The sequence below is a fragment of the Acidovorax sp. FJL06 genome, from assembly GCF_003852545.1.
In the GTDB taxonomy this organism is placed as follows: domain Bacteria; phylum Pseudomonadota; class Gammaproteobacteria; order Burkholderiales; family Burkholderiaceae_C; genus Acidovorax.
Genome location: NZ_QAJR01000014.1, coordinates 38,170 through 55,990, shown reverse-complemented (window position 1 = coordinate 55,990; position 17,821 = coordinate 38,170). Strand labels below are relative to the sequence as shown.

The following is a 17,821-nucleotide window of genomic DNA, read 5'->3' as shown; positions in this document are numbered from 1 at the left end:
GTCCATCAAGCGCAAACAGCTATTAATTAAATAGCAAAATCGGTGGCTAGTGGGCGCCCTGCCCCGCGGCAGGCAGCGGCGCTGCGGTGGCCGGAGCCCCGGGCACCAGGGGCAGCAACTGGTCCACGAAATCGCCCAGGCTGGCATGCACCAGCGTGCCGGGTGGCAGCCCCGCCGGCAGCGGCCCGCCGGGCACCACCTGGGCCGAACGCCCGGTGCACACCAGGTGCACCTGCGCACCCAGCGCGGCGCCCGCCTGCACATGGGCTTCGCAACTGCCCACCACGCGCAGGTCGTGCCGCTCCACGCCATAGCGGTCGCCAATCTGCTCCAGCAGGCCGGGCGCAGGCTTGCGGCAGGTGCAGTCCTCGTCGGCCGCGTGCGGGCAATAGAACACCGCGTCGATGCGCCCGCCCACCGCCGCCAGTTGGCGGTGCATCTTGGCGTGGATGGCGTTGAGCGCCACCACATCAAACAGCCCCCGGCCCAGCCCCGGCTGGTTGGTGGCCACCACCACATGCCAGCCGGCATGGTTGAGCCGGGCAATGGCTTCGAGCGCGCCGGGCACGGCGGTCCACTCGTCGGCCGAGGTGATGTAGTCATCGCCCATCGGGTTGAGGGTGCCGTCGCGGTCCAGGATGACGAGTTTCATAGGAGGGGTTTTGCCTTGTGAGAACGAACCGCCAGCCTATCAGCCCCGGGGTCAGACCGCCAGGCGCGAGAGATCGGCCACGCGGTTCATCGCGTCGTGCAGGCTCTTGAGCAGGCCCTGGCGATTGAGGCGCAGGTCCATCTGCTCGGCGTTCACCATGACGTCGTCGAAGAACGCATCCACCGGCGCGCGCAGCACGGCCAGGGTCTGCAGGCTGGCGGTGTAGTCGCCCGCGTCGAACTGCGCATTGGCCTCGGGCACAAAGCGCTGCAGCGCGGCGTACAGGTCCTGCTCGGCCTTTTCCTGCAGCAGCTCGGGGTTGACGTGGGCGTCCACCGCCCCTTCGACCTCGGCCTTTTTCAGGATGTTGCCCACGCGCTTGTTGGCGGCGGCCAGGGCCGGGCTTTCGGGCAGTGCGGCAAAGGCGCGCACTGCGGCGAGCTGCTTTTCGACCAAGGCCAGGCGCTGCGGGCGCAGGGCCATCACGGCATCGACTTCCTGTGCGCGGTAGCCCTGCTCGCGCAGGCTGCCGGCCAGGCGGTCGTAGATGAAGTCGGCCAGGGCTGCCGATGCGTCGGTGATCTTGTCGCCAAAGGCGGGCACGGCACCGGCCAGCAGGGCGTTCAGGTCCAGCGGCAAGTCCTTCTCGACCAGCATGCGGATCACGCCCAGTGCGTGGCGACGCAGCGCGAACGGGTCGCGGTCGCCCGTGGGCAGGTTGCCAATACCAAACATCCCCACCAGGGTTTCCAGTTTGTCGGCCAGGGCCACCACCACGCCGGCGGTGTTGCGCGGCAGTGTGTCACCGGCAAAGCGCGGCTTGTAGTGGTCTTCGATGGCATGCGCCACGGTTTCGCCCAGGCCGTCGTTCAGGGCGTAGTAGCCGCCCATGATGCCTTGCAGCTCGGGGAACTCGCCCACCATGTCGGTCACGAGGTCGGTCTTGGCCAGTTGCGCGGCCAGGTCGGCGTCTTGCACCAGCTGCGCATCGCCCAGCTGCTGTGCGATGGCCTTGGCAATGGCCCGCACGCGCTCCACGCGCTCGCCCTGCGTGCCCAGCTTGTTGTGATAGACCACCTTGGAGAGGCCTTCCACGCGCGAGGCCAGGGTCTTCTTGCGGTCCTGGTCGAAGAAGAACTTGGCGTCGGCCAGGCGCGGGCGCACCACGCGCTCATTGCCGCCGGTCACAAAGCTGGTGTCTTCGGGGCTGATGTTGCTGACCACCAGGAACTTGTTGGTCAGCTTGCCTGCGGCGTCCAGCAGCGGGAAGTACTTCTGGTTGGCCTTCATCGTGAGAATGAGGCATTCCTGCGGCACGTCGAGGAACTCGGTCTCGAACGAGCAGGTGACCACGTTGGGGCGCTCGACCAGCGCGGTCACTTCGTCGAGCAGCGCCTCGTCGTCGATGGGGCGCGCGCCGTTGCCCACCTTCGCAGCAGCCGCAGCCAGCTGGCGCGCGATCTCGGCCTTGCGCTCGGCAAAGCTGGCGATCACGGCGCCGTCCTTTTTCAGCGTAGCGGCGTAGCTGTCGGCATCCGCCAGCACCACGGGCGACACGGCGGCTTCAAAACGGTGGCCCTGCGTGCTGTTGCCCGCCGACAGACCCAGCGCCTTCACCGGCACCACGGTGCTGCCGTGCAGCGCGACCAGGCCATGTGCGGGGCGCACGAAGTTCACGCTGCTCCAGCCGGGCAGCTCGCAGTCGGTTTCGAGCTGGTAGCTCATGACCTTGGGAATGGGCAGCTTGGCAATGGACTCGAGCAGCGCCTTTTGCAGGCCGTCCTGCAGCGTAGCGCCGGGCACCACGCTGTCGTAGAACAGGGCCTCGGCCTTGCCGTCCTGTGCGCGCTTCAATGCAGCCACAGCGGCTGCCGGGTCGGACACGTCGGCGCCCAGCGCCTGCAGCTTTTTCAGCAGCGCAGGCGTGGCGTTGCCGCCGGCGTCCAGGCCCACCGTCACGGGCATGAGCTTTTGCTGCACGGCCTTGTCGGCGGCCTTGTCGGCCACCGCGGTCACATGCGCAGCCAGGCGACGGGGCGAAGCAAACGGCGTGACCACGGACGCTGCCGTGGCCAGGCCCTGGGCCTTGAGCTGGTCGCCCAGCACCGTGGCAAAGGCATCGCCCAGCTTTTGCAGCGCCTTGGGGGGCAGCTCTTCGACAAACAGTTCTACGAGGAGGTTTTGGGTTGTCATCGTCATTTCTCTCACGCAGCCTTCTTCGTCATCTGTTCCACCCACTCGCGCGGTGCCATGGGGAAGCCCAGGCGCTCGCGGCTCTCGTAATAGCTCTGCGCCACGGCACGGGCCAGGTTGCGGATGCGGCCGATGTAGGCGGCGCGTTCGGTCACGCTGATGGCGCCGCGTGCATCCAGCAGGTTGAAGCTGTGCGCGGCCTTGAGCACCTGCTCATAGGCCGGCAGCGCGAGCTGCTGCTCCATGAGGTACTTGGCCTGCTTTTCGTGCGCATTGAAGGCGGTGAACAAAAAGTCCGCGTCGCTGTGCTCGAAGTTGTAGGTGGACTGCTCCACCTCGTTCTGCTTGTAGACGTCGCCATAGCTCAGCGTGTCGGTCCACTTCAGGTTGTAGACGTTGTCCACGCCCTGCAGGTACATGGCCAGGCGCTCCAGGCCGTAGGTGATTTCGCCCGTGGCGGGCTTGCAGTCGATGCCGCCGACCTGCTGGAAGTAGGTGAACTGCGTCACCTCCATGCCGTTGAGCCAGACCTCCCAGCCCAGGCCCCAGGCGCCCAGCGTGGGGTTCTCCCAGTCGTCTTCGACGAAGCGGATGTCGTTTTTCTTGAGGTCGAAGCCCAGGGCTTCGAGCGAACCCAGGTACAACTCCAGGATGTTGGCCGGCGCGGGCTTGAGCACCACCTGGTACTGGTAGTAGTGCTGCAGGCGGTTGGGGTTCTCGCCGTAGCGGCCGTCCTTGGGGCGGCGGCTGGGCTGCACGTAGGCGGCCTTCCAGGGCTCGGGGCCGATGGCGCGCAGGAAGGTGGCGGTGTGCGAGGTGCCGGCACCCACTTCCATGTCATAGGGCTGCAAAAGCGCGCAACCCTGCGCGTCCCAGTAGGACTGCAGCTTCAGGATGATTTGCTGGAAGGTCAACATGAGGTGTGGGGCCCTGGCAGAACCAGGGCCGGGCAATGAGAAAGGTGAAACAACAACGGGATCAAACCGGTGCCCGGGCCTGCTGCCTCCCATCAGGAAACGGCGTGGTGCCAGGGCGAAACCAGCGATTTTACGGCGCCCCGCCAAGAACAAAGGCCGGGGCCCTTGTGGAGCCCCGGCCTTGGCCACCGGTGTCGCTTGCAGTGCGCTCTGGCGAGCGGTTGGTGCGCAGTTCGGGAGATCAGTATTCCCAGAAGATGCGCTGGAGTTCCTTGCTGTCCTGGGTCTTGGTCAAAGCCACCATGGCAAGGATGCGGGCCTTTTGAGGGCGCAGGTCATGCGCCACCACCCAGTCGTACTTGTCGTCGGGCTGCTCGGCATTGCGCAGCACAAAACCGTCGGGCACGCGGGCCGAGCGGATGATCTGCACGCCCTGGCCACGCAGGGCCTTGAGGGCCTCCACGGCCTGTGCGGCCACCGAACCATTGCCCGTGCCGGCGTGGACCAGCGCCTTGACGCCCGCCTTGCCATAGGCCTCGATGCCGGTGGTGTTCATGTTGCCGTAGCCATAGACGATGTCCACGGCGGGCAGGGCCTTGATGTCGTCGATGTTGAACTCGGAGTTCAGGGTGTGGCGCTTGATGGGCGCGCGGAACCAGTAGTTCTTGCCTTCCACCACCATGCCCAGCGGGCCCCATTGGCTCTTGAAGGCCTCGGTCTTGATGTTGATGGTCTTGCTCACATCGCGGCCGCTCTGGATCTCGTCGTTCATGGTGACGAGCACGCCCTTGCCGGCGGCGTCCTTGCTGGCCGCCACGGTCACGGCGTCGTACAGGTTCAGCGCACCGTCGGCCGACAACGCCGTGCCGGGGCGCATGGAGCCGACCACCACGATGGGCTTGGCCGTGCGCACCACGAGGTTCAGGAAGTAGGCGGTTTCTTCCAGCGTGTCGGTGCCGTGGGTGATGACGATGCCGTCCACATCGGCCTGCTTGGACAGGGCCGAGACGCGCTGGCCCAGGCGCAGCAGGTGCTCGTTGGTGAAGCTCTCGGACGCGATCTGGAACACCTGTTCGCCGGAGACCTTGGCCACGCTGGCCAGCTCGGGCAGGCCCGCCAGCAGCTTGTCCACCGGCACCTTGGCGGCCGCATAGGTGGCGCTGTTGGCCGCCGATGCGCCCGCGCCGGCAATGGTGCCGCCCGTGGCCAGCACCACCACATGGGGCTTGGCCGCCTGGGCCAGGGCGACCGAGGACAGGGCCGAGAGCACCACGCCCGCAAACCAGCGGCGCGTGATGGACGAGGAAGAAGCAGAAAAAATTCGCATGGTTTGTGTCTCCGGTTCATTTTTTTGGTACAGCCTGGGTGTGCTGCGTCCCGCCACCACCCGCCCCCGGTTGCGGGTGGCGGGCGGTGCGGCATCCTATGAGAAATCCACACACAGCCAAGTGGAATAATTGGCCTCACCCTGTGAATTGAATTCACACCCCTTCTTCGCTGTTCTTCCCTGTGTCCCCATGAACCTGCGCCAACTCGAAGTGTTCCAGGCCGTTTTGCAGACGGGCAGCATGAGTGCCGCAGGCCGCCTGTTGTGCATCACACCGTCGGCTGTGAGCAAGGCCGTGGCCCACACCGAGTTGCAGCTGGGCTACCGGCTGTTCAACCGCACGCCGGCGGGCCTCACGCCCACGCCCGAGGCGCAGGTGCTGGCCGTAGAATCCGGCAGCATCCACCGCCAGCTGGACGCACTGCAGCGCACCGCGCGCAACCTGGCCACCACCGAGCTGGGCGACGTGCGGCTGGCCGCCATCCCCTCCATCACCCACGAGTTTCTGCCCACGCTGCTGCACCGCCATGCGCAAAAGCACCCGCAGGTGGGGGTGGAGGTGCGCACCATCCACCAGGACCAGATGACGCAGGCGCTGCTCACGCGCAGCGTGGACTTTGGGCTGGGTTTTTTCGAGCACCCGCACCCGCAGATCCACAGCGAGCTGCTGGTCAGCGGCCGCCTGTCGCTGGCCGTGGCGCGCACCGTGTGGGACCGTGCCCCACGCGCCGCGAGCACGGCCGCGCGCCTGGCGCAGGTGCCCGTGGTCCGGCTGGTGGGCGACGACCCGATGCGCCAGTCCATCGACCGCACGGCCGACCGCCTGGGCACACCGGGCGGGCCCGGCATCCAGGTGCAGACCTCGCGCCTGGCGCTGGAGCTGGTGCGGCTGGGCATGGGCTGGACGGTGGTGGACTTCCTCACGGCCATCCGCCTGGACCCGGCCCATGTGGCGGCGGTGGAGCTGCCCGACCTGCCGCCCATGTCGCTGTACAGCTACCACGCCAGCCACCACCCTCCGGGGCTACAGGCCACGCGCATGCTGGCCATGTTGCCTGCGCTGCTGCACGAAGCGCTGTCGCCACCACGGCCGCGCAAGTAACCGACGGAGCCGACCGCCTGCCAAGAAAAAACCCGCCGCCGCGAATGCGGGGGCGGGTTGGGGCGAAGCGGTAGCGCTTACCGCGTCAGGCGCCCGACCAGCGGCGCAGCACCAGGCTGGCGTTGGTGCCGCCAAAGCCGAAGCTGTTGGAGAGCACCGTGGTGAGCTGCGCATCGCGCGTCTGCATGACCAGTGGCATGGCGCCCAGCGCCGGGTCAGGGGTTTCCACATTGGCCGAACCGGCGATGAAGCCCTTGTTCAGCATGATCATGCAGTAGATGGCCTCTTGCACACCCGTGGCACCCAGCGAGTGGCCGGTGAGCGACTTGGTGGACGAGAACGGGGGCACCTGGTCGCCAAACAGGGCACGCATGGCGCGCACTTCCTGCATGTCGCCCACCGGGGTGGAGGTGCCGTGGGTGTTGATGTAGTCGATGGGGGCGTCGAGCCCTTCCATCGCCTGCTGCATGCAGGCAATGGCGCCGTCGCCCGACGGGGCCACCATGTCTTCGCCGTCGCTGGTGGCGCCAAAGCCCACCACTTCGGCCAGGATGGTCGCGCCGCGCGCCTGGGCATGCTCCAGGCTTTCCAGCACCACGGCGCCGCCGCCGCCGGCGATCACGAAGCCATCACGGTTCGCATCGTAGGCGCGCGAGGCTTTCTCGGGCGTGTCGTTGTACTTGCTGGACATCGCGCCCATGCCGTCGAACAGCAGCGACATGCCCCAGGAGAGCTCTTCGCCACCGCCCGCGAACATCACGTCCTGCACACCCCAGGCGATCTGCTGTGCGGCCGCGCCGATGCAGTGCGCCGACGTGGAGCAGGCCGAGGTGATGGAGTAGTTGATGCCCTTGACCTTGAAGTTGGTGGCCAGGCAGGCGGACACGGTGGAGCTCATGCAGCGCGTGACCTGGTAGGGCCCCACGCGGCGAATGCCCTTTTCACGCAGCGTGTCGGCCGCTTCGATCTGGTTGGCGGGCGAACCGCCGCCCGAGCCCATGATGAGGCCGGTGCGCGGGTGGCTCACCTGCTCGGGCGTGAGGCCTGCCTGGGCAATGGCGTCTTCGAGCGCGATCTGCGCATAGGCCGCTGCATCGCCCATGAAGCGCAGCTGCTTGCGGTCGATGCGCGCTTCGATGTCGATCTCAGGGGCGCCGCCGACCTGGCTGCGCAGGCCCAGTTCCTTGAATTTTTCTACGGCCTTGATGCCACTGGTGCCCGCACGCAGCGAGGCTTCCACCGTGGCCAGGTCGTTGCCGATGCACGAGACGATGCCCGCGCCGGTGATGACTACACGCTTTTTGCTGGTCATGCTGCGTCCTTGTCGTCGCCCTCGCGCTTGAACAGTCCCACGCGCAGGTCATTGGCTACGTAGATTTCCTTGCCATCGGCCAGCAAGCGGGCGTCGCCAATGGCCATCACCAGCTTGCGCTTGATCACGCGCTTGATGTCGATTTCGTAGGTCACCCGCTTCACATCCGGGCCCACTTCACCGGTGAACTTGACCTCGCCCGCGCCCAGCGCGCGGCCCCGGCCGGGCAGTTGGAGCCAGGTGAGGTAAAAGCCGATCAGCTGCCACATGGCGTCGAGGCCCAGGCAGCCCGGCATGACCGGATCGCCCTGGAAGTGGCAGGCAAAGAACCACAGATCGGGCTTGACGTCGAGTTCGGCGACGATCTTTCCCAAACCATGCGCGCCGCCATCGCTGTCGATGTGCGTGATGCGGTCAAACATCAGCATGGGTGGCAGCGGCAGACGCCCGCTGTCAGCGCCGAACAGCCGGCCCTCGCCCGAGGCGATCAGTTGTTCGTAGGAAAAGGAATCTGCCATTTTCAGTCGTGCTCCAGAACGGCGGGTTCCCCCGCCTCAAATCATCGTTGTCCGCAAAACAAGCCCCCGCTTGCGGGGCTCTATTATCAAGGCATAGGGAGGCGCCTCTAAAGAAGGGATTGTCCCGCACCCTGTGGCCCAGCTGGCGGCTGACCTGGATCAACCGCCCCGCGCCCTGCGCACACCCTGGGCCAGCAGGGCCGCAACCAGCGCCAGCCCCCCCAGTGCCCACAGCGGCCACAGCCCCCAGCGGGCCACCCACCACGCATAGGGCGTGATCGCCCAGCCGGTTGGCGCGCTGAGCCCCCGGCCCTGCACTTCGCCCCGGAGCACGCCCCGGGTGTGGCGCTCCAGCTGGTGGGTGACCATACCCCGGTGGTCGATGATGGCCGTGGCGCCGGTGTTGGTGGCGCGCACCATGGGGCGCTCGAACTCCAGCGCGCGCATGCGGCTGATGTGCAGGTGCTGGTCAATCGCCAGCGAGTCGCCAAACCAGCCGATGTTGCTGAAGTTGACGAACACCGTGGGCGCCTGGGCCGGGTCGATGAAGCGCGCGCCCAGCTCTTCGCCAAACAGATCCTCGTAGCAGATGTTGGGTGCGATGCGCTGGCCCTTCCAGGCAAACGACGGCTGGCCCACTGCCCCCCGGTTGAAGTCCCCGAGCGGGATGTCCATCATGGCCGTGAACCATTTGAAGAACGGCGGGATGAACTCGCCAAAGGGCACCAGGTGGTGCTTGTCGTAGCGGTAGGGCTCGGCCTGCCCACCCGGCGTGGAGGGGCCCATGCCCCGCACCGAGTTGGTGTAGCCCAGGGTTTCATCCCCCAGCGGAATGCCCACCAGCGCGGCCTGCGGGCCCTGTGCATAGCGCTGCTGGAGGCCTTCGAGATACCCCGGGATGAGCTGCTGGGGCAGCAGCGGGATCGCGGTTTCGGGCGCCACCACCAGGTCCGCCTTGGCATCGCGCAGCGCTTGGGCATACCACTGCAGCGCCACGGGCACGCCGCTGCCCGGCTGGAATTTTTCGTCCTGCGGGATGTTGCCCTGCAGCAGCTCCAGGCTCAGCGGCGGCGGCGGGGGTTGCGAAGGGGTGTGGCAGAGATTGACGGCACAGAAGCGGCCCACCGTGGCCAGGGCCAGCACGCCCGCCATGGCCAGCAGCCACGCCCACAGCCGCCCACGGCGCAGGTCGGCGGGGCGCAGCTGCACCGCCCCCATCGCCAGCACGGCGGCCACTGCCCCCACGCCATAGACGCCCACATACCGCGCCAGCACCGCCAGGGGCCCATCGACATGGGCATAGCCCCCCGCGCCCCAGGGAAAGCCCGTCCACCAGATCCCCCGCGCCAGCTCGGCCAACAACCAGAGCGCTCCGAAAAGCAGAGCAGCTCCCGCTTTATGGACGGGCGCAAGGCGGCAAAACAAGGCCAAGGCAGCGGCGTAGTAGCTGGCCAGGAACGCGGCCAACCCCAGCACCGCAGCCACCGCCAGCGGCGCAGGCAGGCCACCATAGGCGTGCATGGAAATGAACAGCCACCAGAAGGTGCCAGAGAGCCAGGCCGTGGCAAACACGCCGCCGATGAGCGCGCCCCGCTGCCAGGACACCGCCCCACCCGTGGCAGCATTGGCCATGGGCCGCACCAGGCGGGCCAGCACGGCCAGGGACACGAGCTGCAGCCACCACAGGGGCTGGCCACTGCCCGGCCAGGCCAGCGACGCCGCCTGTGCCAGCCCTGCGGCCAGTGCCAGCAGCGCCTGCAGGGGCCAGCGCATCGTCAAGGAAGCCCGCAGCATCAACAAGACTTACACAAATAAGGATGGAACAACAGACGGCTCACTATGGCGGATCGCTTGCTTGAACTCTGTTTTGCGCAAGTCGCCATCAACCGGCAGCGCTGCCGTCTTCGGCCTTGGACACCTTGAACCAGCGCACGGCGCCGCCCTTGGTGTGCAGCACCACAAAATGCAGGCCGCCCAGTTGCAGGTGCTCGCCCCGCTTGGGGACGTGCCCCATTTCATGGGCGATCAGGCCGCCGATGGTGTCAAAACTCTCGCCGGGGTCGCTGCTCTGGATGAGCGCATCAAAGGCTTCGCAGACGCGCTCGACCGAGGTGTCGCCGCTCACGCGGTAGGTGCGGTCGGCCAGGCCGAAGATGTCGCCGTCGTCCTCGGGGATGTCGAACTCGTCCTCGATCTCGCCCACGATCTGCTCCAGCACATCCTCGATGGTGACCAGCCCGGCCATGCGGCCAAACTCGTCGATCACGATGGCCAGGTGGTTGCGGTTGCCCCGGAACTCGCGCAGCAGATCGTTCAGGCCCTTGCTTTCGGGCACGAACACGGCCGGACGCAGCAGGGCGCGGATGCTGAACCCGGGCGCGCGCTGCAACTTGAGCAGATCCTTGGCCATGAGGATGCCGATGATGTTGTCGCGCTCGCCCTGGTACACCGGAAACCGCGAATGCGCGGTGCTGATCACGAGGTGCAGCAGCTCGTCAAACGGCGCGTCGATGTTGACAAGGTCCATGCGCGGCGCGGCCACCATCACATCGCCGGCCGTCATGTCGGCCATGCGGATCACACGCTCCAGCATCACGCGCGACTCGGCACCGATGACTTCGTTGTCCTCGGCCTCGGCCAGGGTTTCGATCAACTCTTCCGTCGAGTCGGGGCCGGGGTGGATGAACTCGGCCACCTTCTGCAGGAAGCTGCGTTTGTCTTCCTTTTCGGGCAGGCGCCCGGGATGCGGATCAGACACTGTCGTGGTGCGCAGGACGTGCGGTAGTGGATCGGGCCCCTAGGATAGCGGATTGCCGTGACAGGGCCCGCGCCATGCCCAGGCCCGGCCCGCTGCGCGGCCGTTATTCGGCCGACTGGTGGCGCGCGTGCTGCACGCCGCTGCGCACTTCCTGCACGTTGGCCAGGAAATCCCAGAACTGCTTGGCCTGCTTCTTGAGCTGGTAGTCCACCTCGGCAAACTGCTGCTCCACGATCTCGGCCATGCGCGTGTCCAGGCTCGCGGGCGGGATCTGCAGGTAGGCCTCGGATTCGGAGCCATCGCGGCGCACCGTGGCCCCCGCGTTGCGCGCGATCTTGAGCATGGCCGTGTTCTCGGACAGCGCATGGATGAACACCATGTTCACCCCTTCGTTGCGGGCATGCATCACGGCACGCTCGAACAGGCGCGCCCCAAAGCCACGGCCCCGGGCCTGCTTGAGCACCGACACGCCGAACTCAGCGCAGTGTTTGTGCTCGGGGTGCTCGGAAAACGCCAGGTGCGCCATGGCGATCAGCTCCAGGCGGCGGTTGTAGACGCCAAAGATCTCGTCGCGGTCGAAGTTGAGCTGCTCGGCGTAGCGGCGGATCTGTTCATCGTTGGCGGCATAGCCAAACCGCAGGTAGCGGTCGGCGGGCTCCAGTTGCAGCAGATGCTGGGTGATCCGCTCGCGGTAAGAAGGCCCCAGGGCACGGATAGGAACCATCACGGGCACCTCCTGCTTGATGCGAATGTCACCGACAGAAGGGCCGCCCGTCACCGGACGCAGCATGTCCCTGCCGGCGTACCAGGATGCCTTGAGCCAGTCTTTGGTTGCGATCATGCCGTGTAATGTAAGGGTTTTCCCCAATCATTTCCAGTCATTTTGCTGCAGCGCAGCAAAATAGTGACCGCACTCAAAAACCATGAAAAGCGGGGCTTCCGCAATCTGCACAAGATGTTTTAGCTCTCGTTTCAAGAGCAACAAGAACCACCACCCAGCCATCCCAAGCGTATAGCGGAGCGGCTCCCCCGGCAACAGCGGCCCCTGGGTGCAGCCCCCACCCCTTACACCGGCACGGCCGTCGTCGCCTTCACGCGGTCGAGCACAAAACTGGTCTTGCAGTCCTGCACGCTGGGGTGCTTGAGCAGGGTGTCCATGATGAAGCGGCTGTAGTGCGCCATGTCGGCCACGACCACGCGCAGCAGGTAGTCCATCTCACCGGTGAGCGAGGCGCATTCCACCACCTCGGGCCAGGTCTGCACGCTGGCACGGAACAGGTCCATGGGGTTGCGCTTGTGGCTTTCGGTGTGTTTTTCGAGCCGCACGTTGAGGTAGGCCGTGAGCCCCAGGCCCACGGCTTCGGGCTGCACCAGCGCCACGTAGCGGTGGATCACGCCGCTGTCTTCCAGCCGCTTGACCCGGCGCAGCACGGCGCTGGGCGACAGGCCCACCTGCTCGCCGATGACGTCGTAGGTTTCACGGCCGTTTTCCTGCAGGCGGCGCAGAATGGCCCGATCCAGCTTGTCCAATGCGTCAAAGGCTTTCATGGCGCAGGATTCTACGAAATCCTGGACTTTGGCGCCCCACAGCCTGCGGGCTCGGGTATGTCCCGATAGTGACACCGGCCGCCTCCACGAAAAATAAACCTTGCAAAAACGAACGGTCGTTCTTTTTTGCAAACATAAGAAATCACATCAACGGAGACAAATACATGACCGGATTTTTCAGCCGCTTGCTGCGGCGACTGGTGCTGGCGGCGACGGCGGGGTTGCTGCTGGTGGGCGTGGGCGCGCAGGCGCAAACGGGCTACACGCAAACGCGGTATCCCATCGTGCTGGTGCACGGCCTGTTCGGCTTTGACTCGGCCCTGGGCATCGACTACTTCTACGGCATCCCCGACGCGCTGCGCCAGGGCGGTGCCAAGGTCTATGTGGCCCAGGTGTCGGCCGCCAACAGCTCCGAGGTGCGGGGCGAGCAGCTGCTGGCCCAGGTCAAGACCATCCTGGCGATCACCGGCGCGGCCAAGGTGAACCTGGTGGGCCACTCGCACGGCGGCCCCACCACGCGCTACGTGGCGGGCGTGGCGCCGCAGCTGGTGGCGTCCGTCACCTCCATCGGGGGCGTGAACAAGGGCTCGCGCGTGGCCGATATCCTGCGTGGCGTGGCGCCCGCAGGCTCGGTGTCGGAGACCCTGGCCAGCGGCGCAGCGTCGGCGCTGGTGGCACTCATCAACCTGACCTCCGGCGGCACGGGCCTGCCCCAGATGCCCACGGCGGCGCTGGACTCGCTCACCACCGCCGGCCTGGCCGACTTCAACCGCCGCTTTCCGCAGGCCGTGCCCACGGGCTGCGGCAGCGGGGCCGAGCTGGTGAACGGCGTGCGCTACTACTCCTGGACCGGCACGCAGCCGCTGACCAATGTGTTCGACGCCAGCGACGGCCTGCTCAGCGTGCTGAGCCTGGTGTTTGGCGAAGCCAACGACGGCCTGGTGTCGGCCTGCTCGTCGCGCCTGGGCAAGCACCTGGGCGACTACCGCCAGAACCACCTGGACGAGGTGAACCAGCTGCTGGGCCTGCGCGACTGGTTCTCCACCGACCCGGTGACGCTGTACCGCCAGCACGCCAATCGCCTCAAGCAGCAGGGCCTGTGAGCATGACTCCCCACATCCGGCCCCGCACCGCAGCGGCCCTGGCCATCCTTGCCTCGGCCGCCGTGGCCTGGTGGCTGATGGGGCCCGCGGGCTGGCCCGGTGTGGGCGCATGGCCTGCGGGGCCGCTGGGCGCGGACGCCGCGCCAGTCCCCAGCGCAGGCCTGCATGCCCCGTCCGCGCAGGGTGCGGGCGCGGATGCGAATGCCTTGGCGCACCACCGCGCCAGCGGCACGGAGGGCATGGCCGACCCTTTGCTGGTGGACGGCCTGCGCAACACGCTGGAGGCCCTGCTGCTCGAAGCGGGCGACACCAGCGACCCCGCGATCCTCAAGCAGCGCCTGGCCGCACTGGTGGGGCGCCACTTCCCCGCCGCCCTGGCCACGCGCGCGCTGGCGCTGGCCGAGCGCTATGTGGACTACCGCGTGGCCCTGGGCCAGCTGCGCGCGCCCCAGGACCCGACCGACCCGCGCGCCCTGCGCGATGCGATGGACGCCCGCCACACGGTGCGCCTGCAGTTTTTTGACGGGGCCGAATACGACGCGCTGTTTGCGCGCGAGGCCGAGCTGGACCGCTACACCCTGGCGCGCCTGGAGGCGGCCCGCAACCCCCAGCTCACAGCCGAGCAGCGCGCCCAGGCGCTGCAGGCAGCCGACAGCGAACTCTCGCCCGAGCGCCGCGCCGAACGCAGCGCCGCCACCGAGCACCTGGCCGCCGCCGCACAGACCGCCGCCTTCAATGCCCAGAACGCCGACGACCACACGCGCCACGCCGCGCGCAGCGCCCAGTATGGCGAGGCCGCCGCCCATGCACTGGCCCGGCTCGACCGGGAGGAGCAGCACTGGCAGCAGCGCCTGGCCCAGTACAGCCAGGCCCGGGCCCAGCAGGGCGATGGGGCCGCAACCCAGCAATTGCGCCAACAGCTTTTTTCCGCCGACGAACAGCAGCGCGTGGACGCCGCGCTGGCGCTGCGCAAGCTGCAGGCCGCCAGCACCGGCACCGGCTCCTGAGCCAGCGAGCCGCAATGGGCGGCCCCCACGGACTGCGCCGACAGCCTGCGTCAGAATTTGAGTTTTCACAAGATTCCTGCAAATCAGAGACCAAAGCCTCTTGATTTCGCCAGAAACATGAGGCAGGGCGCGCCTACAGTCCATGACATTCATCAACGAATGCCGGAGACACCCCATGAACGCCGCCCTGCCGCAAGAAACCGCCGCCCAGCTCGAAGCCTGGGACAACCCCATGGGCCTGATGGGCTTCGAATTCGTCGAGTTCACCTCGCCCACACCGGGCGTGCTGGAGGCGGTGTTTGAAAAGCTCGGCTTCACGCTGGTGGCCAAGCACCGCTCCAAGGACGTGGTGCTGTACCGCCAGAACGGCATCAACTTCATCCTGAACCGCGAGCCCCACAGCCAGGCTGCCTACTTCGGCGCGGAGCACGGCCCCTCGGCCTGCGGCCTGGCCTTTCGCGTGAAGGATGCGCACAAAGCCTACAACCGTGCGCTGGAGCTGGGTGCCCAGCCCATCGAGATCCCCACCGGCCCCATGGAGCTGCGCCTGCCCGCCATCAAGGGCATTGGCGGCGCACCGCTGTACCTGATCGACCGCTTTGAAGACGGCAAGTCCATCTACGACATCGACTTCGAATTCATCGAAGGCGTGGACCGCCGCCCTGCAGGCCACGGCCTGAACCTGATCGACCACCTCACGCACAACGTGTACCGGGGCCGCATGGGCTTCTGGGCCAACTTCTACGAGAAGCTGTTCGGCTTCCGCGAAATCCGCTACTTCGACATCCAGGGCGAATACACGGGCCTGACCAGCAAGGCCATGACCGCGCCCGACGGCAAGATCCGCATCCCGCTGAACGAAGAAGCCAAGCAGGGCGGCGGCCAGATCGAAGAATTTTTGATGCAGTTCAACGGCGAAGGCATCCAGCACATCGCGCTGATCTGCGACAACCTGCTGGACGTGGTGGACAAGCTGGGCCTGGCCGGCGTGCCCCTGGCCACGGCGCCCAACGAGGTGTACTACGAAATGCTGGACACCCGCCTGCCCGGCCACGGCCAGCCCGTGCCCGAGCTGCAGTCGCGCGGCATCCTGCTGGACGGCACCACGGCCGACGGCACGCCCCGCCTGCTGCTGCAGATCTTCTCCACGCCCATGCTGGGCCCGGTGTTCTTTGAATTCATCCAGCGCGAGGGCGACTACCGAGACGGCTTTGGCGAAGGCAACTTCAAGGCGCTGTTCGAATCGCTGGAGCGCGACCAGATCCGCCGCGGGGTGCTGAACACCTGACCCGGCCGGGTCCTGACAGCATCAAGGGTTTACCCTGAACAGGTGCCTATACTGCGCGCTCCCCGGAACTCAAAAGGATCCCGATGTCGCTCCGTAGCACCCTGTTCAGCATCCTTCTGACGAGCGCGGCCAGTGCCGCGCTCGCGCAGAACCCGTCTGCCCCCCTCACCATCGTGGTCCCCTACCCCGCTGGCGGCCCGCTGGACATCTCGGCCCGCATCGTGGCCGCTGGTGCCGCCGGCCAGCTCGGCCCCATCGTGGTGGAGAACAAGCCGGGGGCCGGCGGCGGCACCGGCGCCGACCAGGTGGCCAAGGCCCCCAAGGCCGGCAACCAGGTGCTGATGGGCGCAGTGGCCACCCACGCGGTGAACCCTTGGCTGTACCAGAACTTCCCCTACAACCCCCTCAAGGACTTCAAATCCCTGGCCCTGGTCGCGCGCACGCCCAATGTGCTGGTGGTGAACGCAGAGCAGGCCGCCAAGCTGGGCATCAAGACCACGCCCGACCTGGTGCGGCACCTCAAGAAGCACCCCGACCAGTTCAAGTACGGATCGGGCGGCAACGGCAGCATCGGCCACATCTCGGCCGGAATGTTCGAGTCGCTCACCAACACCCGGATGGGCCACACGCCCTTCCAGGGCTCCAAGCCCGCGCTGGCCGCGCTGGAATCGGGCCAGGTGCTGATGGTGTTCGACAACCTGGCCTCGGCGCTGCCGCAGATCCAGTCGGGCAAGCTGCTGGCGCTGGGCGTGACCACGCTCAGCCGCAACGAGGCGCTGCCCAACGTGCCCAGCATCAACGACAGCGTGCAGGGCTTCAACGTGTCCACCTGGTTCGGGCTGTTCGCGCCCGCCGCGCTGCCCGATGCGGACGCACGCCGCTATGCCACGGCCTTCTCGGCCGCCATGCATGCGCCCGCCGGCAAGGAGAAGTTCAAGAAGATGGGCATCACGCCCGAAGAGCTGATGCTCGACGGGTTCGCGCAATTTGTGCGCTCGGAAAACAGCAAGTACGAGTTCCTGATCCGGGCCGCAAAAATCAAGATCGATTAGCAGCTGCCGGGCAGATGCGCACCACTTTCGCGGTGCGCCGACCATGGCGGCAAAGGAGTACAAAAATGGGACAAGCCCCCGTCGTCTATGGCCAATCCACCCGCCCGCCCCGGGGCGACTACTCGCGTGCCGGCGAGAACTACACCTGCCCGCAGAACTACGCGGCCTACACCGCCGCCGACCACGACACCTACCGCCGCCTGTACGAACGCCAGCGCGCCCTGCTGCCCGGCCTGGCGAGCCAGGCGTTCATCGACGCCCTGCCGTCGCTGGGAGCGAGCGACCGCATTCCGCGTTTTGAAGAGGTTAACGAGCGCCTCTACAAGGCCACGGGCTGGGAGCTGGTGGGCGTGCCCGGTCTGATCCCGGAGGTGCCGTTTTTCACCCTGCTGGCCAACCGCCAATTCCCGGTGACGGACTGGATCCGCAAGCCCGAGGAGTTCGAGTACATCGTCGAGCCCGACATTTTTCACGACCTGTTCGGCCATGTGCCGCTGCTGTTCAACCCCGTGTTTGCGGACTATGTGCAGCGCTACGGCCAGGGCGGACTGAAGGCCCAGGGGCTGGGGTCGTGCGAGATGCTGAGCCGCCTGTATTGGTACACGATCGAGTTCGGCCTGATCCGCGAGGCGGGGGAGCTGCGGGCCTATGGCGCGGGCATTTTGAGTTCGTCGGGCGAGCTGGCGTATTCGGTGCAGAGCCCCGAGCCCCAGCGCATTCCGCTGGCGCTGGAGCGGACCATGCGCACGCGCTACAAGATCGATACGTACCAGCAGACGTATTTTGTGATCGACAGTTTTGAGCAGCTGTTTGAGATGACGGCGGCGGACTTTGCGCCGATCTATGAGCGGCTCCAAGGGTTGCCGGAGTTTGCGGCGGATGAGCGGGAGGCTGTGGTGGCTTGAGTTTTGAATGAAAACGGCTTCTTTCGCCTGTCTACAAGGCGCTAATAGCTATTGTTTTCATAGCACCCAAGCAGCCATTCGGGCTGATTTGGTCGAAGCCTGGGCGTGCTGGTTTGACAAGCATGCTTGGGTTCAGGGC

General features: G+C 66.7%; 16 protein-coding genes. 6 read left to right on the top strand and 10 right to left on the bottom strand.

Going from position 1 to position 17,821, the window contains the following annotated elements:
• Positions 1-46: 46 nt before the first annotated feature.
• The 4 genes from gmhB to DBV10_RS08795 all read right to left on the bottom strand — a co-directional run bounded on the left by gmhB (position 47) and on the right by DBV10_RS08795 (position 5,089).
• Positions 47-652 carry a D-glycero-beta-D-manno-heptose 1,7-bisphosphate 7-phosphatase gene (gmhB, locus tag DBV10_RS08810; RefSeq protein WP_124512670.1) on the bottom strand — a complete coding sequence of 202 codons (606 nt, stop codon included), beginning with the start codon at positions 650-652 and terminating at the stop codon, positions 47-49.
• Positions 653-703: 51 nt separating this feature from the next.
• On the bottom strand, positions 704-2,845 hold the full coding sequence (gene glyS, locus DBV10_RS08805; RefSeq protein ID WP_124512668.1) for a glycine--tRNA ligase subunit beta: 2,142 nt from the start codon (positions 2,843-2,845) through the stop codon (positions 704-706).
• 11 nt (positions 2,846-2,856) lie between these two features.
• The gene (gene glyQ, locus DBV10_RS08800; protein ID WP_010462637.1) at positions 2,857-3,762 is read right to left on the bottom strand and encodes a glycine--tRNA ligase subunit alpha; all 906 of its coding nucleotides are present in this window, start codon (positions 3,760-3,762) and stop codon (positions 2,857-2,859) included.
• A 241-nt stretch (positions 3,763-4,003) separates the two neighbouring features.
• Complete coding sequence (locus DBV10_RS08795) at positions 4,004-5,089, bottom strand: type II asparaginase (protein WP_124512666.1); 1,086 nt, start codon at positions 5,087-5,089, stop codon at positions 4,004-4,006.
• Positions 5,090-5,279: 190 nt separating this feature from the next.
• Here DBV10_RS08795 and DBV10_RS08790 point away from each other — a divergent pair, with 190 nt between their 5' ends.
• Complete coding sequence (locus tag DBV10_RS08790; protein ID WP_124512664.1) at positions 5,280-6,191, top strand: LysR family transcriptional regulator; 912 nt, start codon at positions 5,280-5,282, stop codon at positions 6,189-6,191.
• A gap of 85 nt (positions 6,192-6,276) precedes the next feature.
• Here DBV10_RS08790 and fabB read toward each other — a convergent pair whose 3' ends face one another.
• The 6 genes from fabB to DBV10_RS08760 all read right to left on the bottom strand — a co-directional run bounded on the left by fabB (position 6,277) and on the right by DBV10_RS08760 (position 12,327).
• Positions 6,277-7,503 carry a beta-ketoacyl-ACP synthase I gene (fabB, locus tag DBV10_RS08785; protein WP_124512662.1) on the bottom strand — a complete coding sequence of 409 codons (1,227 nt, stop codon included), beginning with the start codon at positions 7,501-7,503 and terminating at the stop codon, positions 6,277-6,279.
• A complete protein-coding gene (gene fabA, locus DBV10_RS08780) occupies positions 7,500-8,021 on the bottom strand; it encodes a 3-hydroxyacyl-[acyl-carrier-protein] dehydratase FabA (RefSeq protein ID WP_063459951.1) in 522 nt (173 codons plus the stop codon). Before fabA ends, fabB begins: the two co-directional genes overlap by 4 nt.
• Positions 8,022-8,180: 159 nt before the next feature.
• Positions 8,181-9,815: an apolipoprotein N-acyltransferase gene (gene lnt, locus DBV10_RS08775; protein WP_124512659.1), complete on the bottom strand. Its 1,635-nt coding sequence runs from the start codon at positions 9,813-9,815 to the stop codon at positions 8,181-8,183.
• A gap of 88 nt (positions 9,816-9,903) precedes the next feature.
• The gene (locus tag DBV10_RS08770; RefSeq protein WP_124512657.1) at positions 9,904-10,779 is read right to left on the bottom strand and encodes an HlyC/CorC family transporter; all 876 of its coding nucleotides are present in this window, start codon (positions 10,777-10,779) and stop codon (positions 9,904-9,906) included.
• A gap of 103 nt (positions 10,780-10,882) precedes the next feature.
• Positions 10,883-11,620, bottom strand: a complete 738-nt coding sequence (locus tag DBV10_RS08765; RefSeq protein WP_124512655.1) for a GNAT family N-acetyltransferase — start codon at positions 11,618-11,620, stop codon at positions 10,883-10,885.
• 224 nt (positions 11,621-11,844) lie between these two features.
• A complete protein-coding gene (locus DBV10_RS08760; RefSeq protein ID WP_124512653.1) occupies positions 11,845-12,327 on the bottom strand; it encodes an Lrp/AsnC family transcriptional regulator in 483 nt (160 codons plus the stop codon).
• A 164-nt stretch (positions 12,328-12,491) separates the two neighbouring features.
• On the opposite strand from DBV10_RS08760, the gene DBV10_RS08755 reads away from it, so the two are divergent.
• The 5 genes from DBV10_RS08755 to phhA all read left to right on the top strand — a co-directional run bounded on the left by DBV10_RS08755 (position 12,492) and on the right by phhA (position 17,682).
• Positions 12,492-13,430, top strand: a complete 939-nt coding sequence (locus tag DBV10_RS08755) for a triacylglycerol lipase (protein ID WP_124512651.1) — start codon at positions 12,492-12,494, stop codon at positions 13,428-13,430.
• Between the two features lie 2 nt (positions 13,431-13,432).
• A complete protein-coding gene (locus DBV10_RS08750; RefSeq protein ID WP_233589854.1) occupies positions 13,433-14,437 on the top strand; it encodes a lipase secretion chaperone in 1,005 nt (334 codons plus the stop codon).
• Between the two features lie 175 nt (positions 14,438-14,612).
• Positions 14,613-15,725: a 4-hydroxyphenylpyruvate dioxygenase gene (hppD, locus tag DBV10_RS08745; protein ID WP_124512649.1), complete on the top strand. Its 1,113-nt coding sequence runs from the start codon at positions 14,613-14,615 to the stop codon at positions 15,723-15,725.
• An 83-nt stretch (positions 15,726-15,808) separates the two neighbouring features.
• Positions 15,809-16,777 carry a tripartite tricarboxylate transporter substrate binding protein gene (locus DBV10_RS08740; RefSeq protein WP_124512647.1) on the top strand — a complete coding sequence of 323 codons (969 nt, stop codon included), beginning with the start codon at positions 15,809-15,811 and terminating at the stop codon, positions 16,775-16,777.
• A gap of 65 nt (positions 16,778-16,842) precedes the next feature.
• Positions 16,843-17,682: a phenylalanine 4-monooxygenase gene (gene phhA / locus DBV10_RS08735; protein WP_124512645.1), complete on the top strand. Its 840-nt coding sequence runs from the start codon at positions 16,843-16,845 to the stop codon at positions 17,680-17,682.
• Positions 17,683-17,821 lie beyond the last annotated feature (139 nt).